Source organism: Paraburkholderia madseniana (assembly GCF_009690905.1).
Classification (GTDB): Bacteria; Pseudomonadota; Gammaproteobacteria; order Burkholderiales; family Burkholderiaceae; genus Paraburkholderia; species Paraburkholderia madseniana.
In genome coordinates this window covers 124,772-148,388 of record NZ_VOSW01000003.1, presented here as the reverse complement: position 1 = coordinate 148,388, position 23,617 = coordinate 124,772, and the positions used below count along the sequence as shown (strand labels likewise).

Sequence of the window (23,617 nt, the reverse complement as noted above, 5' to 3'; positions counted from 1 at the left end):
ATGCGGTTGGACTCAAACATTAATGTCCTTCTTCTTCCACTGTCAAATTGTTCTTGACCGACGTAACTCCAGGAACACTCTCAGCAACTTTCCCTGCGAGATCTATCTGCGCCTGATCTGGAACCATTCCTACAAGCGTAATCTTGCCGCTACGAGCGATGGCGTGAAGATCAGGCGTCTCCAAGCCCTTTTGCTTGTACAGCGCCGTCTGAACTCGCTTCGCCAACTCCCTATTTGCTGCTCTAATCGACGAACGAGAGGGAGCTGTTGCTGAAGTTGCCGCAGCCGTCTCTTGTGCATTAACAACGGGCACGATCGCAACAATGGCGCTGACGGCGATCGCTATGGCAACGTAGGTCTTCATGGATTTCATCTCTTCTCCTTCAGGTGGGTAGCAAAACTGGGTGGGAGAGACTCGAAAAGATCGCTGGTCAATCAAAGTGCGGCGAAAAATGAGCACCCCGACGTTGATGACCAGCGGCCACGACGTTCGGCAATTGAATTGTAGACTTTTCCTCGTCGGATGCGCACTTCAAGCGCGTCTAGAACCGCTGGAGAGTCCTTTCCGCCGGACCTTCGACTAGTGGGTCAGGGCCAACCCTTTGTGTGAATGAGGGTAAGGGAACCCGATGACTCGTCGTTCGGCGTGCCTAGGCGCACGGCCGCTGTCAATTGGAAGCCGCCGTTGACTTCGGACGGACTCGAAGGGCCGTTGAGGGTCGCCTCCGGTCCTTGGCGTTTTCGGAGTCTGGTTTTCGATTCACAACGCCCGACAGGGGACTCGCATAAAATGAACTAGTCCATTGCAATACGCCCAAACGCAATCCCCAGGCATACAAATCCAGATGACTCGGGCCTTTGCAATCTGGGATGCCATCCGATTTCGTTCGCCATCGTTTCTCTCCAGTCGGGGCACCACCTCCTTATGTCGAGAATGACCGCCAATGCGATGAGCCGCCGGCACCTGCTGACGCTGATCGGCAAGAACCTCGGCGCGGCCGCCATGATGCAAGGCATGGGCACGCTTGGGTTCGCCGCTACCTCGACCTACGCCGGACCGATCAGACTCGACGGCGCACCCAAAGGAACGCGAATTCTCGTGCTCGGTGCGGGCATGGCTGGCCTCGTCGCGGCCTTTGAGTTGAGGAACGCGGGCTACCACGTGCAGGTGCTCGAATACAACAACCGCGCAGGTGGTCGGGCCTGGACTGTCAGGGGCGGTGATCGTTATACCGAACTCGGCGGTGCCACCCAGTCCTGCGATTTCGCCGACGGGCTTTATCTGAACCCAGGGCCGTGGCGCATTCCGTATCACCACCAGGGCGTACTCGATTATGCAAAACGTCTGAAGGTGTCGCTCGAGCCGTTCATCCAGGTCAATTACAACGCATACCTGCATTCTACGGAGGCTTTCGATGGCAAGCCGCAACGATTCCGGGCGGTGCAGACCGACTATCAAGGCTATATCGCCGAGCTGCTTTCCAAAGCAATCCGCAAGGACGCGCTCGATGATGCGTTGTCAGTCGAAGATGCGCATCTGCTACTCGAATCCCTGCGCCAATGGGGTGCGCTCGGTCGGGATGGGAGCTACCAGGCGGGCCGGCGAAGCAGTGAACGCCGCGGATTCGCGACCGCGGATGGCGGCGGGCTGATGCCCGACGCGGTGCCGTCGAATCTGCTCCCACGCGACCCCTTGCTTGCATCGCGTTTGTGGCAATGGCTCTCGTCTGGAAACGAGCTGGACTACCAGAGTGCCATTTTCCAGCCCGTCGGCGGCATGGACAGGATCGCCCACGCGCTTTATTCGCAGGTCGCGAGCGCTGTAGTGTTCAACGCAAGAGTCACGGGCATCTTGCAGGACGAGCAAGGCGTCACAGTGCGCTACACCGATACGACCACCCGAACCGAACGGAACGCGCACGCGGATTGGCTGGTGTGCACCATCCCGCTCTCGATTCTGAGTCAGATCGACATTGCGGTCGGCCCGGCCATGCGCGCCGCGATCGATGCGGTGCCTTATGAGACATCGGTGAAAATCGGGTTGCAATTCGGCCGGCGATTCTGGGAAGAAGACGAGCAGATCTACGGCGGCATCACGCATACCGACCTGCCGATCTCGACGATCGGCTATCCGGCGACAGGTTACGGATCGACCGGTCCTGCGGTGCTGCTCGGCGCCTACATGTGGGGGCCCGCCAGCTATGAGATGGGTGCGCTGCCCCCTGCCGAACGGATCGCGGTGGCATTGAGCCAGGGCAGCCAGATTCATCCGCAGTACCCGCGCGAGTACCAGAACGGCTTCGCGATGAGCTGGAGCCGATCACCGTTCACGAATGGCTGCTTCGCCGCATGGACTGATGCGTTGAGAGAAGCGCATTACGCGAATCTCTGTCAGATCGACGGACGGATCGTCCTTGCCGGAGAGCACGCTTCCCATATCCCGGCATGGCAGGAAGGCGCCGTGCTGTCGTCGCTGGATGCGATCACCCGGCTGCATCGGAGAATCGTCAATGGATAGGCCGACGCTGATCCTCAGCGCGATGCTGATTTCCTTGCTGATGGGAGCCGCGACGGTGTCGGCTCCGGCCGTGGCACAGGACGCACCACGCACCTTCACGATTTCGCCGGACTACCGCTTCACCGAAGAAAACGGTGAAGCGCTTTACAACGCTACCTGTGCGGGATGCCATATGCCGGATGGAAAAGGCGCCCAGGGCGCGGGTCACTACCCGGCGCTTGCTGACAACCCGGCAGTCGAAGCAGCACCCTACGTCATCCTCAACGTACTGCACGGCCGAAAGGCGATGCCATCCTTTGGCGACGAAATGGATGACGATCAGGTCGCTGCTGTCGTCAACTACACGAGAACCCATTTCGGCAATCGATTTACCGGAGATGTCACGCCGAGCCAGGTTAGAAGTCTGCGCTGAGAAGTGTCTGACGATATGCGCGGAAGCGCACAGAGTCATCCGAATCGAACCCATACTCTGTTCGGTGCAGCACACAGATCTCCGCCGGACATCCGAGAGCCGTATTTCTGCATGTCCTTCACAAGCCCCAGCTCTACGAGCAATGGGGGAATGATCCCTCACGACACCAGGTCGACATCGGGGCCCCGCGCTACACCGCGGAAAGCAACTTCACGCAATCAGGTGCCACCGATGCGTCTTCGAGCCATCAAATATGCCTTGATTCTTGCCTGCGGGTGCATGGCTGTCGCGAATGTACTTGCCGCCGATGCTGCCGGCGTCGTGAAGACCCTTAAGGGCACGGTGCAGATCGAACGGGCTGGAGGAAGTTCGGGTGCGGCCATCGGCAGCGAGGTTTACGGCAGCGATCGCATCGTGACGGGCCCGGAATCTTCCGTCGGTATCACGCTGCGTGACGCCACCCAACTCTCTGCCGGCGCCAATACCATCCTCGAGCTCAACAAATTCGCGTTCAACACCACGACCCATGACGGAGTGCTCGACGCCTCCATCAAACGCGGTTCCCTGGCTGTGATTTCCGGGAAGTTGGCGAAGGCGAATCCGGATGCGGTCCGCTTCAGCACGCCGACTACCACGCTGGGCGTGCGCGGCACCGAATTCATCATCGAAGTCGGCGATAAATAAAAGGGAGAGGCACGTTGAAGGCTGCAATTCGACATCACGGGCTAGCCTTTGCCGCGGCATGCACCCTGCTGCCGTTCCTCGCCGGGTGCAGCACGCCGGACAAAATCATTCTATTGCCGGATCCCGATGGCAAAGTCGGAGCGGTCATTGTCCACAGCGCCACAGGAGAGCAGAAAATAGACAAGGCCTACGCCGGGGTCGACGTCACCAAGGGCGGCGCCATCGAAAAAACGATGGATAGCCAATCCACTGTGGAGACACGATATGGCGAGCTACTTGCGGCCCGGCCGCCACGCCCCATGGCATTCACGATCTTTTTTCTTTTTGATTCCGCCACCGAATTGGCCCCTGAGTCGTCGGCCACGGTTAAACAGCTAAAAGCCGTCCTGGCGACGTGGCCCGCGCCACAGCTCGTGGTGGTCGGTCATACTGATCTGGCGGGCTCTCAGGAATTCAATGACCAACTTTCCATGCAGCGGGCGAAGACGGTTGCAGCGTTCCTGATCAAGCAAGGCATTCCTGCCCGGCAAATAGAGACCGCGGCCCGGGGCAAGCGCGAGCCACTGGTGCCCACGGCAGATGGTGTTCCCAATCGCATGAACCGGCGCGCAGTCATCACAATCCAATGATCCGCGCCAGTCATCGGCGCTGAATGGCCTTTCCGCCGATGAAACGCTATTTCGACCCATGGCACGCCCGGATCAGGAATCTGCTGAAGGTCGCCCAGGGGCGTCCGGTGGCACTGGTGGTGTTGTTCGGCCTGAGCCTGCTCAACCTGTGCAGCGAATGGCCGAGCGACATAGCACGTCCAGCTTTCGTAGACACGCTCGATGAGACGCTTCCCGACTCCTTTAAAACAGCCCGGCAAATTCTGTTCGACCAGTATCAACGTCACTACCCACGGATTCCGACGGCTCAGCCGGTGACCATTGTCGAGATTGATGAGGAGACGCTCGCAACCGCCGGTCAATGGCCCTGGCCGCGCAATCGACTCGCGAGCCTGATCGATGCCATCGCGGCACTGAAACCGCTGGCGATCGGTCTCGACATTTACATGCCGGAGCCCGATCAGACTTCTCCCGACAAGGTGGCTGGCAATCTGCCAGAAACGGCTGCGGCGCTGGCCGCCGGCTTGCGGACCCTGCCCAGTCACGAAGCCATTCTCGCGAGATCGTTGCGCGCAGCGCCGACCATACTGGGTGCCGCGGCGCTCGATCATGCTGCCTTCGGCACCCGCACCGATCTGCGAAGCGCGCCGATCCGCGTTCATGGCACCGACCCGCTGGGCTACGTGCAGCGTTTCAATTATGTTCTCGGCAGCCTGCCGGAACTGCAGGCTGCGGCCCACGGACAGGCGATGCTGAGCGTAGCGCTCGAACAAGGCGTAGTCCGGCATATTCCGCTCGTCACGGGGTTGAGGGAGAAACTAGTCCCCGGTCTGCCGATGGAAATGCTCCGCCTCGCCACGGATTCATCGGCGATTGACGTCTTTGCGGATACATCGGGCGTAGAAGCGGTGGGCGTCGCCGATGTGCTGGTGCCCACGCAGCCCGGAGGGGACATCTGGTTGCATTTCGCGTCTATTCGGTCGACGCTGAGCCGCTACGTGTCGGCACGCGACGTCATGCAGGGATTAGTCGATCCGGAACGGATCCGGGACAAACTGGTGCTGGTCGGACTGACCGGTGCCGGCGTGACTGACATGCGCACGACGGCGCTGGGGGAACTGGTGCCGGGTATCGAGATTCAGGCGCAGGTCATCGAGACGATTGTCGAGGGACGGTTTCTGCGCCGCCCCACCTGGCTGAAATGGGCAGAATGCGCCTTCATCATGACGTTCGGGCTGCTGATCATCTGGTATGTGCCTCGCCCCCGATCCCGGTTCGCGGCGCTCATCAGAGCCGTACCCAAGGGCGTCGCCGCTCTGGGTATAGGCCTGCATCTGCTGAATCTTCTGTGCTGCTTCTTTATTTTCGTGCGCTTCGGACTGCTCGTCGATGCGGCCTCGATTTTCATTATCCTGTCCGCGGTCATGGGCTGCTTCCTGTCACCCGCGTTACTCCGCCTCGATGAACGACCATGAGCGTCATGGCGGAAGGCAGCTTCCTGCATCGGCGAACTCACACTCATCGACCCGGATCGGCCCCTCGTCTTTCGCACGAGAACCGTCCGCAATCGAGTGCAGAACGGACGTCCGCTGAGTATTCGACGAGTCAGTTGAAACGCAAACCCAGTACGCTCTAGCGCTTTCTACTGGGGAGACGGCGGATTCAAAAGCTTACTCAACGGCTTCAGTGGGCCGATTGGGAGCAGCGAGAATGTCATTAAGTGCGCTTTCCCCAAGGGAAGTGCCTCAAGCATTTCATGCGCTTGACTGACGTCCGTAACGTTCAGGATGAACGCCACCCCAGCCCGGTCCTGCAGTGAATACCACTGGTCAATCTTGCCCTCGAGGTAGAGTTGCGCCGTATCGCGAACTTCGGTCGGAAGAATGCGTTGGACAAGTTGCATGTCCGTGCCCGGTGGAAAGGTGCCAATCGCCAATATCTTCGTGGTTGGCGTGGTTGGCATCGGAGTGGTTTGCGCCATGGAAACTCCAGCAGAAGCGACCAGCACAAAGGCTGTTGTCAAATTAAGAAGAAGGCGTTTCATGCAACGTCCAGCACCGACATGTCGGCGGAGATTCCGGCCAGTTGGGCAAGATCGGCGGTGGCAGCAAGCCCACGCGTGTGAAAGTTACGGCAACTCTTCAATACAAGGAGGCTCGCGCGAGGCCACACCCGATGCCGTATCCAGCGCTGCGGCTTCTGGTCCCGTCAGATAGCAATCGCGGAAGCGCTCATCGACGCGTTCCCACATCCGTTTCGAGAACAGCAGCGCTGCGTTGAGCGGGCGATGATTGATGACCACGGAATCCGTCTCGCCCTGTTCGTTCAGATGCGCGACGACCACCGTTTCGATCGGCACGCCCTCGATCTGCGACCGATAGGATTCCATGTACAAACCGTTGCCGATCTCGCCCTTGTAGCTGTGATGCTGGAATTCGTAGAGCGAAATCGCGTGTTTGATCACGGAGAGAATATCGGCTCGTCCCTCGATCGGACGCTTCAGGACGGTGGCTTCGAGCGTCGCGCTTTCGGCGAGCCTCGCCAGCCAGAGCGGCGGACCGCCTGCGGGCGTCAGCACGGGGGCTGTGTCGTTGAATTTCATGCTGGGGCTCCAGTTACGGTTTGCTCGTCATGCCTGCGCTAGCGGCATCGAGCGCTGCTTCGAGCGTGACGCGCGCCTTTTCGAGGCGGCGTCGCGCGAGGCGTCCAACGCCCGCGCCGCGCTCAGACTCGCCCGCCAGCAGCGCATGAATATCGGGCAGCATCCAGATCGCGCCGCGCGTCCCCCAGGCGCCATCCGGAATCTCGGTCGGGAAGACCCAGACACGCGGCGCGACGTCATCGAACGGCCGGTTCTCCGCGCGCGCCACCGCTTCCGTGACGTTTCTGACGAGCGAGCGACGCGATTCGTCGGTGTATTGCCCTTCGGGTGCAGACGGAATGATCCGGTAGCGTATTGTGTTCGTGCGTTCGCCGCCGATGTAGATCGCAGCAGGCCGATGAAGATGGAACACGGTGACACGCTGTGCGATCGGATTGGCGGGATCGTACCCTTCCGCCTTGATGAGGATGTCGGTCAGTTCCTTGACGAGGCGCGCTTCGGCCTCGGGCGTCAAGGCGTCTTCGGGCCACAGTGCATCGATCATTGGCATGGTGCTGCTCCTGCTTTCAGGTCATTGGATGTGGCCATGATCGGGGTTTACTCGCGCGGCCGGAAGTGGCAGCATCGCCATTATTCAGGGAATTTCAGACACGCAATGGCCATCGTCCGCATCTGGGTCTATGACGGAATCCTCGCGTCCGGCGTCGCGGGCCCTGTTGACGTCTTCAACGCGGCCAATCAGTTCCATGCGCGCAAGGCTGCACCCGGCACGACATTCGCGCCGGTGTTTGCATGGCGCGTGGAATCTCTCGACGGACAACCCGTCACGGCTGCGTCGGGCCAGACCATTCACGTCGACGGCAAGATCGACCCGCGCAAACGGGCGGACGCCGTTCTGCTGACGGCACCGTTTTTCTCGAACATCGACGAGTTCATCGGGCGCCGCGAGCAGTTGAACGCGCTGTCTTCCGCACTGCGGCGTCAACGCAAGGCAGGTGCCGTGCTGGCGGCTTATTGCACGGCCAACTACCTGCTCGCCGAGGCGGGCCTGCTGGATGGCCGCGCCGCAACGACGCACTGGGCGAGAGCCGCGGACTTCGCGCGCCGCTATCCGCGTGTCGAAGTTCGCGCACAGGAACTGTTGATCGCGCAAGACGGCATCATCTCGGGCGGTTCCGTGACGTCGTATCTGAATCTCGCGGCGCGGCTCGTCGAAACATTCGCCGGCGAAGAACTTGCCACGATGACCGCGAAGGCGCTGTTGATCGACATGAACCGGACGTCGCAGGCTTCCTTTGCAACGCTTCTCGACGAACATGGGCATACGGACACGCTCGTCGCGCGCGCCCAACAGCAGATGGAGGCTACGTTGCAGCAGGGATTCCGGTTGAGCGATCTGGCGGCGTCGCTTGCTGTCAGCGAACGCACGCTCAATCGCCGTTTCAAGGAAGCCGTCGGGCTCGCACCGTTGGCGTATCTGCAGAATCTGCGCATCGAGGTCGCGAAAAGGTTGCTGGAAACGCGGCCAATTGGGCTTGAGGCGGTGAGTCAGCGGGTCGGTTATGGCGATATCAGCACATTTCGGCAATTGTTCAAGCGCAAGACCGGGTTGTCGCCGAGTGAATATCAAATGCGGTTCTCGCGTACCGCGGCGGAGAATATAGAAACCGAGTCAGGCCGCAACGGCGGCTGAGGCCTCGCGAGATCATCACGCCGCAGCCCTCGTCATTTCCCTCCCTCTTTCCCCGCACTGCCCTTTTGTATCTCAACGTATCTACACCAGATAGGGATACGCACGCTTACACACAAGCGACTTTCGGACACAAGCGGGATACGTTCATCCGCTCAAATACGCCCATCGCGAGCAAAACACCGCACCGCAAAAACTGGGCTTACCGAGGTAGTGCATATGCAACACGAGTCGAACGGAACCGTTGAACTGGACCGCACGGCGGATGAACCGCTGAGCAGCCAGATCGCGCGCAATTGTCTGCTCACGCGCGCCCGGCAGATCTCCCGCGTCTTGACCTCCGTTTATGACGATGCGTTGCGTCCGTTCGGCATCGTGGCGCCGCAGTTCTCATTGCTCGTGCTGATCGCGGAGTTCGGGCCTATTAGCCGCTCAGATCTGGGCCGACGGAATCATCACGAGCGCTCGACGCTGACAAGGAATCTGCAGCCGCTGATCGCGCAGGGCTGGGTCGCCGAGGGCGTCCCGGCAAGCGATGGTCGAAGCCGCCCTCTCTCGCTCACGCACGAAGGCAAGGCGCTGCTCAAAACCGCCGCGAGCGCTTGGTCGGCTGCACAGAGCCACGCGACGCACCTCCTCGGCGAAGGCTGCGCCCATGAACTCATGAATATCGCGCGCAAATTGCCGCTGCGCATGGTCTGAAATTTTTCGGTCGATGTTGCATATGCAAGATTGACCAACGTCTGGTACCCCTCCCCCCTCGTCAAGGAGTTTGTCATGAAAGTCGTCAAAGCCGCCGCCGTCCAGTTCAGCCCGGTGCTCTATAGCCGTGAAGCAACCGTCGCCAAGGTCGTGCAGAAGGTCCACGAACTCGGCCAGAAAGGCGTGCAGTTCGCCACCTTCCCCGAAACGGTCGTGCCTTATTACCCTTACTTTGCGGCCGTCCAGACGGGCATCGAGCTTCTGTCGGGCACCGAACATCTGCGCCTGCTCGAACAGGCTGTGACTGTGCCGTCCGCCGCTACCGACGCGATCGGCGAAGCCGCGCGAAAGGCCGGCATGGTCGTGTCCATTGGCGTCAATGAGCGCGATGGCGGCACGCTGTACAACACACAATTGCTCTTCGATGCTGACGGTACGCTGATCCAGCGCCGCCGCAAGATCACGCCGACGCATTTCGAACGCATGATCTGGGGCCAGGGAGATGGCTCGGGCTTGCGTGCAGTCGACAGCGCAGTCGGCCGAATCGGCCAGCTCGCATGCTTCGAGCACAATAACCCGCTCGCCCGCTACGCGATGATCGCCGACGGCGAGCAGATCCACTCGGCGATGTACCCAGGCTCGGCCTTTGGTGAGGGCTTCGCCCAGCGGATGGAAATCAATATCCGCCAGCATGCGCTCGAGTCCGGCGCTTTTGTCGTCAACGCGACGGCGTGGCTGGATGCCGACCAGCAGGCACAAATCATGGAGGACACCGGTTGTGGAATCGGTCCGATCTCGGGCGGCTGCTTCACCACGATCGTCTCTCCTGACGGCATGCTGATGGCCGAGCCGCTTCGCTCGGGTGAAGGCGAAGTCATTGTTGATCTCGACTTCACGCAAATCGACCGTCGGAAACTGCTGATGGACTCGGCCGGCCACTACAACCGCCCCGAATTGCTGAGTCTGATGATCGACCGTACGCCGACCGCGCATGTTCACGAACGCGCTTCGCACCCGATGATCGTCAACGACCAGGGTTCCGACGATCTGCGCACCCAGGCTGCATGACCTGCGAACTTCGAATTGCCCCTCTATCGAAGGAGAATTTGCTTTGAAAGCAATGATCAGGACCGGCTGCGCGAGCATCGTCGTTGCGGCGCTGATGGCGGCCGCTTCCCCAGGCTACACGCAGACGTCCGCAACAGATACGCCAGTTGCAACGCATTCGCGCAAGCAGGCGGCCGCAAAGACTGACGTCTCGGACGGGACGCTGGTGAAGTCGCTGCCCGAATTCAGAAATGGCTATGCAACCGTGAACGGCGTACGGCTGCATTATGTGGTCGGCGGCAAGGGCGAGCCGCTCGTGTTGCTGCCCGGTTGGCCCGAAACGTGGTGGACCTTCCACAAGATCATGCCGGCGCTCGCCGAGCACTACACCGTGATCGTGGTGGATCTGCGCGGCATGGGTGCGTCGTCGAAACCCGTTGACGGCTATGACAAGAAAACGATGGCCGCTGATATCCATGAACTGACGCAATCGCTTGGATACGACAAGGTTGCGATCGCGGGACACGACATCGGCTCGGCTGTGGCGTTCGCCTACGCGGAGAACTATCCGGAAGCCACCGACAAGCTGGTGATGATGGAGTTTCCGCATCCCGACGATAGCCTGCAGACTTTTCCGCTTCTACCCGCCCAAGGCGGATACGGTGACAGGCTGGGTTCGGCGCGCCCGAACCTGTGGTGGTTCGCGTTCAATCAGGTCAGAGGTTTGCCGGAGAAGCTGCTGGCAGGCCGCGTCCGGCTTGAACAGGACTGGCTCTTCCACTACTTTCTTGTGAATGAGAAAGCAGTCGACGCGCGCGACCGCGCCGTGTACGAGCACGCCTATAACAGCGCCGCCGCGATCCGCGCAGGCAACGCGTGGTATCAGGCCTTCCCTCAGGACGTCAGCGACAACAAGGATTATGGACAGCTACAAATGCCCGTTCTCGTGATGGGCGGTCCCGCATACAAGTGGATGAAAATGGTCGTCGGAGAAAAGGCGATCAATATGAGCGCCGTCGACGTAGAAAACAGTGGGCACTTTATCCAGGAGGAGCAGCCCGAGCTTGTTACGAAGACAATGCTCGGCTTTCTGCAAGGCGCCCGCGAATGATGACCCGATCGTCGCGTTGATCGACGTATGCACGCGCACGTTTTCATACACACGTGTGTATATGCATACATAACTGAAGTGAAGTTTTCCCTTGAAAGGATGTGATATGACAACGAAACCTGCCCATGATCGGCCCATTCTCGTGACGGGTGCCGGAGGCGCAATTGGCGGCATTGGCCGCAACGTGACAACGTCATTGCTCGCGAAGGGCTATAAAGTGCGGGCGCTGGTCCGCAAAGAAGACGAACGCGCGGACGAGTTGCGCCGCCTTGGCGCCGAAGTCATGGTCGGCGATCTGACCGATCTTGCCTCGATGCACCGTGCGATCGAAGGGTGTTCGCGCATCTATTTCGGCATGTCCGTCTCTGCAGACTATCTCGAAGCAACCGCCAATTTTGCTGCGGTAGCACGTCATCATGGCGTCGAAGCCATCGTGAACATGTCGCAGATGACGGTCACGGAAATGAGCATCACGGAGACCACCGACAGTCCCCAGCACAAGCTGCACTGGCTCGCCGAGCAGGTCTTGCAGTGGTCGGGGCTGCCCGTCGTCACGGTACGGCCCACGGCGTTTCTCGAGAGCTTCTTCCTGACGCTTGGCGCAGCCGGCGTGCGCGACAACGACGAACTCGCACTGCCGCTCGGCAATAGCAAGACTTCGCCCATTTCAGCCGTTGACGTCGCAAATGCCGTATCAGTGATTCTCGAAGACCCGGCGCCGCATATCGGCAGGATCTATAACCTGACGGGCCTCGAATCAAATGATCTCGAGCACGCCGCGCGCGTCTTTTCGGACGCGCTCGGCCGGCCCATCCGTTACCGGAATGTGCCTGTCGCGCCGTGGTCGGACAAATTGCGCGAACTCGGCATTCCCGCTCACGTCGTCGACCATCTGGCCGTGATGGCCGACCTGCACGTTCAGGGGCGGTATGACCGCATGACGAACGACCTGTTCGAACTCACGGGCCGCAAACCCATGAGCATGTATGACTTCGTGAGACTGCACATCGCAGACTTCACGCGCAACGCAACACGCTGATCCAAGGCAGGAGACCGATCCCATGTCAAAAGACACGCCCCAATCCTCATCGCGCCGGCACTTTGTCGGTATGGCGGCCGCGGCGCTCGCGGCAGGCTCGCTGAGCCGGCTCGCCTTCGCGGAAACGAGCCCCGCAATCGGCAAGATCACCGAACCCGCGAACGGCGACAAGACGGCGATCCGGCCGTTCCGCGTTCACGTCCCCGACTCGCAACTCGTCGACATGCGGCGCCGCATCAAGGCCACGCGCTGGCCGGATCGCGAGACGGTGCCCGACGAATCACAGGGCATTCAGCTCGCCTCCATTCAGGGACTCGCGCAATATTGGGCAACCGGCTACGACTGGCGCAAATGCGAAGCGCGGCTGAATTCGTATCCGCAGTTCATCACTGAGATTGACGGACTCGATATCCATTTCATCCACGTGCGGTCGAAGCACGAAAACGCGATGCCGTTGATCGTGACCCACGGCTGGCCCGGCTCGATCATCGAACAGTTCAAGATCATCGACCCGCTCGTCAATCCGACTGCGTACGGCGCGCCGGCTTCGGATGCCTTTCATCTCGTGATCCCATCATTGCCCGGTTACGGCTTTTCGGCGAGACCTTCCACAACGGGCTGGGGACCGGAGCGCACCGCGCGCGCGTGGGTCACATTGATGAAACGCCTCGGCTATGAGCGCTTTGCTTCGCAGGGCGGCGATCTCGGCGGCATTGTCACGAACATCATGGCCAAACAGGCGCCACCCGAACTGATCGGCATTCATGTGAACTTCCCTGCCTCCGTTCCGGCGGAGATCCTGAAGTCGCTGGCCGCGGGCGACGCGATGCCTGCCGGCTTATCGGACGAGGAAATGCACGCGTATGAGCAGTTGAGTGCCAACTTCAAAAAGAAGCGCGGCTACGCTTTCGAAATGGGCACGCGCCCGCAGACGCTGTACGGACTCGCCGACTCGCCCGTCGCGCTGGCTTCCTGGCTACTCGACCACGGCGACGGCTACGGCCAGCCCGCGGCGGCGTTGAGCGCAGCCGTGCTCGGCCATCCCGTCAACGGTCATTCAGCAGGCGCGCTGACGCGAGACGACATACTCGACGACATCACGCTTTACTGGCTGACCAACACCGGCATCTCGGCGGCGCGCTTCTATTGGGAGTCGCACGCGAATTTCTTCCTCGCGGCCGACGTCAACGTGCCTGCCGCTGTGAGCGCCTTTCCGGGAGAAAACTACCAGGCGCCGAAGACCTGGACCGAAAAGGCCTATCACAACCTGATTTACTTCAACAAACCCGAAACGGGCGGGCACTTCGCGGCATGGGAAGAACCGATGATCTTCGCGAACGAAGTGCGCGCGGGATTAAGGCCCTTGCGCGCCTAAAGTGCGAAGCGCTCCGACGCGCATGCGTCGGAGCGCTCCTCGATGTAACCGCGCTAGTCGGGTCCATGCGATGTTGTTCGCATTGATCTGCCGTTTGGTTCGCCCCCGGGTCCGCTTGCGAAACACGGGTTTTCGACGAACCCTGGCGCGTATGTCCGATATTCCTCGAAAGATGGCAATATTGCCACTCCCGCTCGTTTCGGCAAAGCCCGACAATTAGGCGACTTTCCATTTCCGGAACCAAAACATGACTGGAAACGCCTATTTCTCGACAAACCTGCTGCTTGCCTATGCAGCGTATTTCGTTGGCACCGCGAGTCCCGGGCCGAGCAACCTTGCAATTATGTCCATCGCGGCCAGTCACGGCCGGAAAGCGGCGTTGATGTTCGCACTCGGTGTCATCTCGGGGTCGATGTTTTGGGCGACGGTGGCAACGCTAGGCGTCTCGGCTACCCTGATCGCCTATTCTCAATTCATCATTGCAGTCAAGATTTTTGGTGGTCTATATCTCCTGTGGCTAGCCTTCAAATCCGGACGCAGTGCGCTCGCGACAGCGGCTGAATCCGTACTGAACGTGGAACGAACACCGACATTGACGAGCGTCTACTCCCGCGGAGTGATGCTCCATCTCACCAATCCGAAAGCCATCCTCGTGTGGGTTTCAATTGTTGCTCTATCGTCGAACAGCACGGGATCAGCCCATAGTGCTGTAATCGTAGGTTGTGCGGCCATCGGATGTCTGGTGTTCGGCGGTTACGCCATACTGTTTTCAACGGACTCGGCTCGCAGGTTGTACGTGCGGACCCGTCGTGCCCTGGAAGGATGCCTGGCCGTAGTATTCGGGATTGCCGGCATCAGACTTCTGGCGTCGCGTGTCTAGCCAGTTTCAGTACCTTCGCTTGTCCAATGCCATACCGCCGGGGAGTCCTGCTATTTCGGTCGAAAGTACGCATCCGCATGCAGTGAAGCCATGACATTCACGGCGATAGAGGCGGGAATATCAGGAAGCCGCCTACAACTACGCGTTCCCGCACAAGAAGCACCTGCACATTCATTCGAGCTGCGACGCCAGGCTGGCAGAACGTGTCGCTGGCTCTCACGCGTAGCGCGAAGAGCGACGTTGCCTGGGCGGAATGCGCCCCGCTCTTCGTGTATAAAGGAGGAAGCCTGTACTACGGGAGCCCGCCGTGCCCGAAACCCCACCGTCAACCACGAACTCAAGCGCTGAAGGTCCGAACCCGTCCTTGCCCCGAATCATCAAGCCGTGGGCCATCGGCGGCGCAATCGCGCTGTTGCTCGGCATTTTGCTGCTGATCTTCAACCCGTTCCACAAGAGCCCGGATGAACGGGCGCTGAGCGAACTGGGATTCATCAAAGGCACCTGCAACGACAGCGACGCGTCGACAGCCAAGCCCGACTCGGAATGCCTGGCGTTGCGGGCGAAACCGACAATGACGGCATCTCAGGTCGCGGCCGCTTTGCCACATCTAAAGAATTCCGACCGCAAGATCGAACTGAATCTGCGAGGCACCCAGATCGATAACGTCGATTCGCTGAAGGAACTGGACGATCTGGAATCGCTTGACCTGACGGACACGCCCGTCTGGAACATCGACGCCCTGAAGGAAATGCACTCGCTGAAAAGGCTCGTGCTCCATCGCACCGAAGTCGAAAACATCGCCGCGCTAAAAGGGCTGACCGGTCTGCAATCGCTGAACCTCTGGGATACCCGCGTCTCGAATCTCGACGCGCTCAAGAACCTGCGCGATCTGCGAGAACTCGACCTGCGGGATACACAGGTTCGCGATCTCAATCCGCTCGAAGATCTGCCTCATCTGGAAACGCTCAAACTCGGGGGCGCGAGGAACGTCCGGAACGTCGACGCGCTCAGCCAGCTCGCCTCCTTGCAGACGCTCGACCTCAACGAAACCCAGGTCGACAGCATCAGTGAGTTGAAAAAGCTCCGCGGTCTGCAAGCGCTCTATCTAGCGAACACGCCGCTGCGAGACATCGACGCACTAAAAGGAATGTCCTCGCTCAGGACGCTCGTGCTGGACGGCTCGAAGGTCGATGATATCGACGCGGCGCAGGGCATGCTCCAGATGGACACGCTGGTGCTCGCTCGCACGCAAGTGACGAACATCGATGCATTGAAGGGGCTCACCCATCTGCAAAGGCTCAATCTCGCCGACACCCGGGTCGAGAACATCGAGGCGCTGACAGACCTGAAAAGCCTGCGAATGCTCAATCTCTTTCGCACCAGGGTTCGAAACATCGATCCACTGCGAGGCTTGACTGGTCTGCAGGAACTCTACCTTGCGAACACCCCTGTCGAAGACGTCGACGCGCTGAAAGGGCTCACTGGTCTGCGAGAACTCGTTCTGTATGGCACCCAGGCCAGGAACGTCGACGATCTCAAAGCGGCGCTTCCAAAAACGCGAATCGTGTGGTGATCATTCGACATTTTTTCAACAGGTGCGCCGGGTCAAACAGCAGCGCCCCAGATTTTGATAGTCCTTATCCGACGGCACGCGACAACTGACGTGCACTTGCAGCGAGATTGTGTAGAGGAACTCGATTGCCTTGCGGAAAATTAACCAAATAACTTCCGGCGAGCGCCAATACTTCAAGTCATCGATTCCGCCAGATACCGGTGAACAAACGTGACTGCCATGGCCCCTTCCCCAACCGCTGACGCAACCCGCTTGACCGACCCGTAGCGGACATCGCCGGCTGCGAAGGAACCAGGGACGCTTGTTTCCAGAAAGTAAGGGCGCCGCTCGAGCGGCCAGCAAGTCTCGAACTTGGGAAAGTCGCTCAGATCGGCGCCTGTCACAAGGTACCCATTCCTGTCCCGGACGATCGTGGTGTCTTTTGCCCACTCGGTGTTCGGTGCGCCACCAATACACACGAATAAGCGGTCTGCCGAAACAACCTGAGTTCCGCCCGCCATGTTCGTGATCTGCAGCGCTTCAAGCTGGGTATCGCCATAGATTGCTGAGACAGACGACTCAAAGACGACCCGGACGTTGCTCGTGTGGGCAATGCGATCCAACAGGTAATGCGAGAGCGTTGCGGCAAGGGACTCGCCGCGAACGATCAATGTCACACTCTCCGCGGTTCGCGCGAAATTCATCGCGGCCTGCCCTGCGGAATTTCCGCCGCCTACGATGAAAATCTTTTTTCCGGTGCACATTGGCGCTTCGCTCACGCCCGCGCCGTAGTACAACCCTGCGTTCAACAGCCTTTGCTCATCGGGAATGCCCAGGCTGCGGTACTCGATACCCGTCGCGCAAATATTGGCGCGTGCCCTCAGCAGCGTCCCATCCGCCAGATTAACTTCAATTTTTCCATCCACAAACGTGGCGTGCACGCCCTCGCGCATCATAAGCAGTTCGACGCCAAACTTCACTGCCTGCTGACGGGCGCGCTCGGCCAATTCCGCACCGGCGATGCCCTGCGGGAAACCCATATAGTTTTCAATGAGCGAACTCGTTCCCGCTTGCCCGCCCACCGCAGCCCGTTCAATGACGACAGCCCGCAGGCCCTCCGATGCCGCGTAGACCGCGGCGGATAATCCTGCGGGTCCCGCGCCGTATATCGACAGGTCATACTCCTGATAACGTGGGCGCGAGACCCACCCAAGCTTGGCCGCGATCTCCGCTAAACTCGGCGCGTCTAACCTGGAGCCATCTGGAAAGACGACAACAGGCCACTTGATATCGCCAAAGCCGGCAACGCCTAGTTCCCGGACGCACGCTTCGTCTGATGCGATTTCGCACCATTCATATTCGACCACGCCTCGGGCAAGGAAGTCCCGGATCTCGTATGCTTCCTTGCTGTGTGCCGCCCCAAGAACCCTGACCACTCTTGCGCCGTCCATCGCACCTCCACGACAAACCTGCCACGCCCGTCGAGATTGCCTCCTATGGGCGCCACCGCTGCAGTTTCTTAACTGCGCATGCTGACCCAATGCAATCTCACGGTCGAGTTAACGTTTCTGAATGTGTAGCGCGAGTAGGGCTGCCGCCCAGCCTTCGAGGCGAGCAGCCCATAGCCACTGCGGCCCTGCTTACGCCGCGGTGGCACGGGGTTTCAGGGCACCCTCCAGCGTTGCCCGAAACAGAGCGACAGACTGTGCGCCGCCGATAATTTCATCGCCAATCCTCACCGACGGTACCGAGCTGACGCCATGCCCGATCGCCTGAGCTTCAAGCGCACGCACTTCCTCTACTCCACTGTCCAACGCGAACAACGCTTCGACGTGGTCTTTCTCAAAGCCCGTAGCTACCGCGATCTCCGTCAACACGGCGACGTCTCCAATATCGCGACCAGCGGAGAAATACGCATGGAAGATCGCCTCCACGAGCGCCGTTACGTCATGCCGTTGTTGCAAGAACCATACAAGCCGATGTGCAGCCAGCGTATTCGGCGTGCGCTTCGCCAGCGCATAGTTGAATTCCAGACCGACCTGACGTCCGGCCGCCGTGACTTGAGCATCCATTGCCTGCGAGCGCGTCCAACTCCCGAACTTCGCCGACCGGTATTCTTTACGGTCGAGACCTTCGACGGGCATACCCGGATTCAATTCATAAGGAACGAACACGAGTTTCGTTTGCTCGACGGCGTTCGCTTCGCTAATCGCTTTCTTCAGTTTCTCCCCGCCAATCCAGCACCAGGGACAAATGAAATCGTATGTGACCTCGATATGCAGCTTGTTCATCGAACATCTCCAAAAGGGATTGTTTGCATGACAAACGATAGCGTGGCTATCAGTCGATCGGAATGGCAATGCGAAGCAATGTACCTTTGCGTGGTCCGCAATAAGACGCGGCGAACGGCGAAGTCTGCCTGGCGTCTCTCGCCTCATGCACGAAGCCGCTCTTTCCCACGCAGCGCACCACGCTATTGCTGAAAGACTATTTTTGCCGGTCACGCAAAGGTGGATTGCGTCGCGTCTCGATTCTCTGCTGCTTCCGCAACGGCTAATCTTCCGCTATCGGGCAATAGCAGGAGAACGCGGTGAACGCCATAGCTGAGCAGAAACATCAGACGCAGAATCATCAGGAACGCCTCATGGGGAATGTCAATCGACCCTCTGCAATCGTTATCGGCGGTTCGCTCAGCGGCCTTTTCACGGCGACCGCGCTACGCGCAGTCGGATGGGACGTCAAGCTCTTCGAGCAGTCGCCCAATGAACTTGACAGCCGGGGTGGGGGGATCGTGCTACAGCCCGACGTTCTGGAAGCGTTCCGTTTCGGCCGCGTGAAACTGCCGGCATATCCAGGCGTGGACTCCGGCGATCGCATCTATCTCGACCAGAACGACCGCATCATCGACCAGTTCTACATGCCTCAGACGCAAACTTCATGGAGCCTGATTTACAGCGCCATGAGACGTGCGTTGCCGGTTGAAGTCATTCATCCCGGCGAACGTTTCACTCATCTCGAGCAAACCGGGGAAACGGTCAAGGCTCATTTTGAAAGTGGCCGCGTCGAAGAGGCGGATCTTCTGATCGGCGCCGATGGTGCGCGCTCTACGGTTCGGGCTCAGCTGCTGCCTGATTCACAGCCCAGCTATGCGGGCTATGTCGCGTGGCGCGGTCTCGTCGAAGAAAATGATCTGCCGGTCGATGCTGCCAATGTTCTACGGGATCGCTTTACTTTCCAGCAAGGTGAAGCCCATCTGATTCTGGTCTATCTCGTACCCGGGGAAGACGGTGCAACCGAGGTCGGCAAGCGGCGCTGGAACTGGGTCTGGTACCGCCCGATGTCCGGCGACAGCCTCAGGGCATTGATGCTGGACAGACACGGGACGCAACGCAGCACGTCGCTGCCCCCGGGAACGACAAAAGACGACGATATCGCCGAACTGCGTTCCGCTGCAGGCCGCTTGCTCGCGCCTACGCTGCAGGTCCTCGTTCAGGCTACGGCCGAGCCGTTCGTTCAGGCGATCCAGGACCTCCGGGTTGAAAAAATGGTTTTCGGCCGGACGATTCTGCTTGGCGATTCTGCGTACGTTCCACGTCCGCATACGGCAGGCAGCACCGCAAAGGCCGCCGCGAACGCCGTCGCGCTAGCTCTCGCGCTCTCGAAGGGCGGCGAGCGCCTGCAGTCTGCGCTGTCCGGCTGGGAGTTACAGCAAAGGCGGCTCGGCATCAGCATGTCGGAACTTGGGATTTCTCTGGGTGACCGCATTATGAAGCTTCGCCGCTAATGCCTGACCGGAACGGTGAAGGTCCCCGGTAATGAATCCACCGGCAGCGCTGCTGGAGGTCGGGGCTTAGAAACGGTGGGCCAATCCTATCGTATCCACAACCTGCTGGTTTCTCGATGACGGTGTCATCCCCGCGATCGACGCAACCGCGCTTTGCCCTAGCGAGTTCGTTCCAGAGGCACGTTGATAGGCGGCGACCATATACACGTCTGTGCGTTTGGAGAAAAAGTAGTGGACGCCGGCAGTCACCTGCTGATAACGAGCACTCTGATCATTCGGACCATCGTCTTTGGTGAACGAATACGCTAGTCCTACTGATACGGGTACCGTGACCTGAAATTGCAGGTTCGCTTCAACCGTATTGAAGGTCGAACTACCCGAGTACGAGAGCGGATTCGGTCCCGAAGACGAACCCAAGCCGGCGAACCGCGTGTTGGTGTAAACGAGGCCCAGCGTCGCCGGACCAGCGATGTATGAGCCGCCCATGCCGAAGATCTGCTCCCGGTGCACCGACGCATAACCTGCGATGATTGGGTTTCGTTGTGCGCTTGTCGCCGAACCGAACGATCCAAAATTGTTCGTGGCGGCACCGCCCGCTGTTGGCGTCGATCCATATATCGAGGTATTGGGATTAAACGCGTCCACAAGCGCGATGCCCACGCGGACAGGACCTCCGGTATAACCCATCCCTACGGACCAGATCTGATTCTCCGAGAAACTACCGGCGACGCCACCGACAGAATACAGCGCATTAGCGGTAATGCCGTTCCACGTGGGCGAGGTGTATTTGAGTGAGTTGTTCTGCCGATTCGTACCGCCGATGTTGTCGAGATCGTCTGGATGGGACCCAAGATAGCCGGCCCACTGGGTGATGACCGCGAGGGGGGACACGAAATCCCACAGCGACGAATACTGGCGGCCGAACGTGACACGCCCCGCGGCCGCCGACAAGCCGACAAACGCCTGCCTGCCAAACAGCAGCCCACCTTGACCCAACGTGCCATTCGCCGCATTGAATCCGTTTTCGAGCGTAAACAACGCGGTCATACCCCCACCCAGATCCTCCACCCCCTTCAGGCCGAAGCGGCTGCCAAAGTACGCGGATGTCGTTGCGTCCATCATGGAGTATTGCTGCTTCCCCGTTAATTGCCCGCCCGAACGGCCCGTCTGTGCATTGTTCACGAAAACGATATCCGGATCGACAACCCCGTACAAAGTGATGCTGCTTTGCGCATGGGCCGCGGAAACAGACATCACCATCAACGCAAATGAAGCCCCTATCTTTTTCACTGAAAGATCCTCTCTTGATGTAGTCGAATTGGATTGAATAAAACCTGATACCCCGCTGTTTTCATTCATCAACAGGTGAGGCAATTGCTTTGCTTCCGAATAGGACTCCAACATAAACAGAATCCAACCTGAACGCGTGGAGGCCGTCCGCGAACGTTGCTTGCTGGTCGGCAAGAGAATGGCGCCGTGATCAATGAGTCAGAATATAAATGTTCAAGTGATAATTTACAATGCGCAGAGCATCGGGGTTTGCCCGAGGTGCTCCCGAGGTCTTCCCGAGGCGTCGATTAGACTTTAATTATTCAATAGATAATTAAAAGATGGCCGGTCACGGCCAATGCGACATGCGCGACGTAAATGCAGCCGCCTAACAACCAGGGCAGAATAGCGACCGTACTGTGCGATGCGAACCGATTCCGCGTTCAGATATTGGAGCGGCCGGCACTAAGCCTTAGAGGTTAATAAGGCCGCCGCAAACCAGCAAACTGTATGGGCCAAGATTATGGACAAGCTATCGTCGCTTCGAGCGTTCGTGGAAGTCGCTGAGGCAGGCGGTTTTTCGAGTGCGGCACGGCGCCTCGAACTGGCAACGTCCTCGGTTATGCGCTCGGTTGATTCGCTTGAGAAGGAGCTGGGCGCGGTACTCCTGAATCGGACCACCCGCCAGGTGACCTTATCCGAAGCGGGGACCTCCTACTACGCCAAAGCAAAAAAGCTGCTCGAAGATCTGGCCGATGCCGATGCATCGGTTTCGGACAGAAGCGGCGAACCGTCGGGCCCACTACGCGTGTCCGTGCCCGTCGCATTCGGATCCCGACTGATCGCACCTGCCCTCGCGGTGTTCTTGCAAAAATATCCCAAGCTGGAGTTGGACGTCAAACTTAGCGATGCCTTTGTCGATCTGGTCAGCGAGCGAATAGACGTCGCTATTCGCCTTGGCGAGGTCGCTGCCATGGCCGACGTCGTCAGCAAGCGCGTCGGCATCTTCGCTCGTTATCTGGTCGCGAGTAGCGAATATCTCGACCGAGCAGGCTATCCCGCATCTCCTGACGAATTGATAGACCATGAATGCCTTCGGTTCACCTATACGACAGAACCTCAAGTCTGGACGTTTTCGCGTAACAAGGAAGAAAGCCGCGTGCCGGTGACGGGCAGACTCAAGGCGAACAATTCCGAAGTATTGCGAGAAGCAGCATTGGACGGCATGGGCATCGCGTTGCTTCCCGACTGGCTGGTGGGGTCGGACGTTCAGTCAGGCGCCCTCACCCGGCTGTTCGCCGAGTTCGAGGCGGGACCGAACGACGCACGGGCTGTCGTGAGCGCGCTGTATCTGCCAAATCAGCGAGGATCGCGAAGAGTCAATGCGTTTATCGATTTCGTGTCCGAACTGACGGGCGGCCCTCAGTAACCGCTATCGCGGCGTGCTGATCGCCGAACCCTCTCTCACGTCAATCATTGGCAACGGGTGTTCGATCAATACCGGCAAACGCCGGCAACACCCGCAGCGCCTTCCTCGATCTTTGCTCACCACGCAATGCTGTGTAGCGCGCCGTTGGGATTCCGCCCAGGCCCCGTCTCTCCTAACCTTACACACATCAACCAACCGCACAGACATGCAGCACCGCTGCATGACCGCCAACGACGAACACGACGTCTGACAGGCGCGTTGCGGAAGGATCAGGTAAGGCGTGCTGCACCAGGCCATGCCTTGAAATGCACACGGCGGCGCTGCAAGGCGCGCCTCACATCTTTGACGGAGATACACCATGACAAAGCACCTGTTTAACCCTATCAAGCTGGGCCGCCTCTCCCTCGATCACCGCGTTGCGATGGCCCCTCTTACGCGCTCGCGCGCCGGCCAACCGGGAAACGTGCCAACAGACCTGAACGTCGAATACTATCGGCAACGCGCCGGCGCGGCATTGATCGTGAGCGAAGCAACACAGATCTCACAGCAAGGCCAGGGTTATGCGTGGACGCCGGGTATTCACACGGAACAGCAGATTGAAGGCTGGCGTGCTGTTAGCAAGGCTGTTCATGAAGAAGGCGGCCACATGTTCCTCCAGTTGTGGCACGTCGGCCGCGTCTCCCATCCCGTGTTCCAGCCGAATGGCAGCCTGCCTGTTGCCCCCACCGCCATGCCGGTGCCAGGCAAGACGTTCATTCTCGACGAGGCGGGCAACGGCGTGTGGGGTGACGTTCCGGTACCGCAGGAACTGACCGTTGAAGGCATTCGAGAAATCGTCGCCGACTACCGGCGTGCCGCAGGCAATGCGATCGCGGCCGGCATGGACGGCGTTGAAATTCATGCCGGGAACGGCTA

General features: G+C 59.5%; 23 protein-coding genes. 16 read left to right on the top strand and 7 right to left on the bottom strand.

The annotated features are described in order from the left end of the window. Positions 1 to 19: 19 nt before the first annotated feature. On the bottom strand, positions 20 to 373 hold the full coding sequence (locus FSO04_RS03020) for a BON domain-containing protein (RefSeq protein WP_154558277.1): 354 nt from the start codon (positions 371 to 373) through the stop codon (positions 20 to 22). Positions 374 to 925: 552 nt separating this feature from the next. Between FSO04_RS03020 and FSO04_RS03015 the strand changes: the two genes are divergently transcribed. The 5 genes from FSO04_RS03015 to FSO04_RS02995 all read left to right on the top strand — a co-directional run bounded on the left by FSO04_RS03015 (position 926) and on the right by FSO04_RS02995 (position 5,697). Further along, on the top strand, positions 926 to 2,518 hold the full coding sequence (locus FSO04_RS03015) for a flavin monoamine oxidase family protein (protein ID WP_199203004.1): 1,593 nt from the start codon (positions 926 to 928) through the stop codon (positions 2,516 to 2,518). Continuing rightward, positions 2,511 to 2,930 carry a c-type cytochrome gene (locus FSO04_RS03010; protein WP_154558276.1) on the top strand — a complete coding sequence of 140 codons (420 nt, stop codon included), beginning with the start codon at positions 2,511 to 2,513 and terminating at the stop codon, positions 2,928 to 2,930. The genes FSO04_RS03015 and FSO04_RS03010 overlap by 8 nt, the downstream gene beginning before the upstream one ends. A 279-nt stretch (positions 2,931 to 3,209) precedes the next feature. Then, positions 3,210 to 3,614 (top strand): FecR family protein, encoded by a 405-nt coding sequence (locus tag FSO04_RS03005; RefSeq protein WP_233464720.1) that lies wholly within the window; start codon positions 3,210 to 3,212, stop codon positions 3,612 to 3,614. A 14-nt stretch (positions 3,615 to 3,628) separates the two neighbouring features. Next, positions 3,629 to 4,243, top strand: a complete 615-nt coding sequence (locus FSO04_RS03000; protein ID WP_154558275.1) for an OmpA family protein — start codon at positions 3,629 to 3,631, stop codon at positions 4,241 to 4,243. Between the two features lie 38 nt (positions 4,244 to 4,281). Continuing rightward, on the top strand, positions 4,282 to 5,697 hold the full coding sequence (locus FSO04_RS02995) for a CHASE2 domain-containing protein (RefSeq protein WP_154558274.1): 1,416 nt from the start codon (positions 4,282 to 4,284) through the stop codon (positions 5,695 to 5,697). Positions 5,698 to 5,864: 167 nt separating this feature from the next. On the opposite strand, the gene FSO04_RS02990 is transcribed toward FSO04_RS02995, so the two are convergent. The 3 genes from FSO04_RS02990 to FSO04_RS02980 all read right to left on the bottom strand — a co-directional run bounded on the left by FSO04_RS02990 (position 5,865) and on the right by FSO04_RS02980 (position 7,374). Further along, entirely contained in the window at positions 5,865 to 6,266 is a 402-nt protein-coding gene (locus FSO04_RS02990) for a hypothetical protein (RefSeq protein ID WP_233464719.1), read from the bottom strand. Positions 6,267 to 6,350: 84 nt separating this feature from the next. Then, positions 6,351 to 6,824: a hypothetical protein gene (locus tag FSO04_RS02985; protein ID WP_154558273.1), complete on the bottom strand. Its 474-nt coding sequence runs from the start codon at positions 6,822 to 6,824 to the stop codon at positions 6,351 to 6,353. Positions 6,825 to 6,837: 13 nt separating this feature from the next. After that, a complete protein-coding gene (locus FSO04_RS02980) occupies positions 6,838 to 7,374 on the bottom strand; it encodes a tautomerase family protein (RefSeq protein ID WP_154558272.1) in 537 nt (178 codons plus the stop codon). Between the two features lie 105 nt (positions 7,375 to 7,479). On the opposite strand from FSO04_RS02980, the gene FSO04_RS02975 reads away from it, so the two are divergent. The 8 genes from FSO04_RS02975 to FSO04_RS02940 all read left to right on the top strand — a co-directional run bounded on the left by FSO04_RS02975 (position 7,480) and on the right by FSO04_RS02940 (position 16,241). Then, entirely contained in the window at positions 7,480 to 8,517 is a 1,038-nt protein-coding gene (locus FSO04_RS02975) for a GlxA family transcriptional regulator (RefSeq protein WP_154558271.1), read from the top strand. A gap of 216 nt (positions 8,518 to 8,733) precedes the next feature. Next, positions 8,734 to 9,216, top strand: coding sequence for a MarR family winged helix-turn-helix transcriptional regulator (locus FSO04_RS02970; protein WP_154558270.1), 483 nt, complete (start codon positions 8,734 to 8,736; stop codon positions 9,214 to 9,216). A 75-nt stretch (positions 9,217 to 9,291) separates the two neighbouring features. Continuing rightward, complete coding sequence (locus FSO04_RS02965; RefSeq protein ID WP_154558269.1) at positions 9,292 to 10,284, top strand: carbon-nitrogen hydrolase family protein; 993 nt, start codon at positions 9,292 to 9,294, stop codon at positions 10,282 to 10,284. A 52-nt stretch (positions 10,285 to 10,336) separates the two neighbouring features. Then, positions 10,337 to 11,374 carry an alpha/beta fold hydrolase gene (locus FSO04_RS02960; protein WP_233464723.1) on the top strand — a complete coding sequence of 346 codons (1,038 nt, stop codon included), beginning with the start codon at positions 10,337 to 10,339 and terminating at the stop codon, positions 11,372 to 11,374. 106 nt (positions 11,375 to 11,480) lie between these two features. Beyond that, entirely contained in the window at positions 11,481 to 12,413 is a 933-nt protein-coding gene (locus FSO04_RS02955; protein WP_154558268.1) for an NmrA family NAD(P)-binding protein, read from the top strand. Positions 12,414 to 12,435: 22 nt separating this feature from the next. Continuing rightward, positions 12,436 to 13,788, top strand: a complete 1,353-nt coding sequence (locus FSO04_RS02950) for an epoxide hydrolase (RefSeq protein WP_154558267.1) — start codon at positions 12,436 to 12,438, stop codon at positions 13,786 to 13,788. A 247-nt stretch (positions 13,789 to 14,035) separates the two neighbouring features. Beyond that, the gene (locus tag FSO04_RS02945; RefSeq protein ID WP_154558266.1) at positions 14,036 to 14,668 is read left to right on the top strand and encodes a LysE family translocator; all 633 of its coding nucleotides are present in this window, start codon (positions 14,036 to 14,038) and stop codon (positions 14,666 to 14,668) included. A gap of 307 nt (positions 14,669 to 14,975) precedes the next feature. Beyond that, a complete protein-coding gene (locus FSO04_RS02940) occupies positions 14,976 to 16,241 on the top strand; it encodes a leucine-rich repeat domain-containing protein (protein ID WP_168435544.1) in 1,266 nt (421 codons plus the stop codon). A gap of 173 nt (positions 16,242 to 16,414) precedes the next feature. Here the strand turns inward: FSO04_RS02940 and FSO04_RS02935 are convergent, their stop codons facing one another. Both FSO04_RS02935 and FSO04_RS02930 read right to left on the bottom strand, forming a co-directional pair. Further along, complete coding sequence (locus FSO04_RS02935) at positions 16,415 to 17,671, bottom strand: FAD-dependent oxidoreductase (RefSeq protein WP_154558265.1); 1,257 nt, start codon at positions 17,669 to 17,671, stop codon at positions 16,415 to 16,417. Positions 17,672 to 17,860: 189 nt separating this feature from the next. Next, positions 17,861 to 18,511 (bottom strand): DsbA family oxidoreductase, encoded by a 651-nt coding sequence (locus FSO04_RS02930; RefSeq protein ID WP_154558264.1) that lies wholly within the window; start codon positions 18,509 to 18,511, stop codon positions 17,861 to 17,863. Between the two features lie 353 nt (positions 18,512 to 18,864). Between FSO04_RS02930 and FSO04_RS02925 the strand changes: the two genes are divergently transcribed. After that, on the top strand, positions 18,865 to 20,004 hold the full coding sequence (locus FSO04_RS02925; RefSeq protein ID WP_154558303.1) for an FAD binding domain-containing protein: 1,140 nt from the start codon (positions 18,865 to 18,867) through the stop codon (positions 20,002 to 20,004). 66 nt (positions 20,005 to 20,070) lie between these two features. Here FSO04_RS02925 and FSO04_RS02920 read toward each other — a convergent pair whose 3' ends face one another. Continuing rightward, positions 20,071 to 21,408, bottom strand: coding sequence for a porin (locus FSO04_RS02920; RefSeq protein ID WP_233464718.1), 1,338 nt, complete (start codon positions 21,406 to 21,408; stop codon positions 20,071 to 20,073). Positions 21,409 to 21,796: 388 nt separating this feature from the next. Between FSO04_RS02920 and FSO04_RS02915 the strand changes: the two genes are divergently transcribed. Further along, positions 21,797 to 22,702 (top strand): LysR family transcriptional regulator, encoded by a 906-nt coding sequence (locus tag FSO04_RS02915; RefSeq protein WP_154558263.1) that lies wholly within the window; start codon positions 21,797 to 21,799, stop codon positions 22,700 to 22,702. A gap of 358 nt (positions 22,703 to 23,060) precedes the next feature. After that, positions 23,061 to 23,617: oxidoreductase (locus tag FSO04_RS47375; protein ID WP_479687404.1), on the top strand; the 557-nt coding region annotated here is incomplete at its 3' end.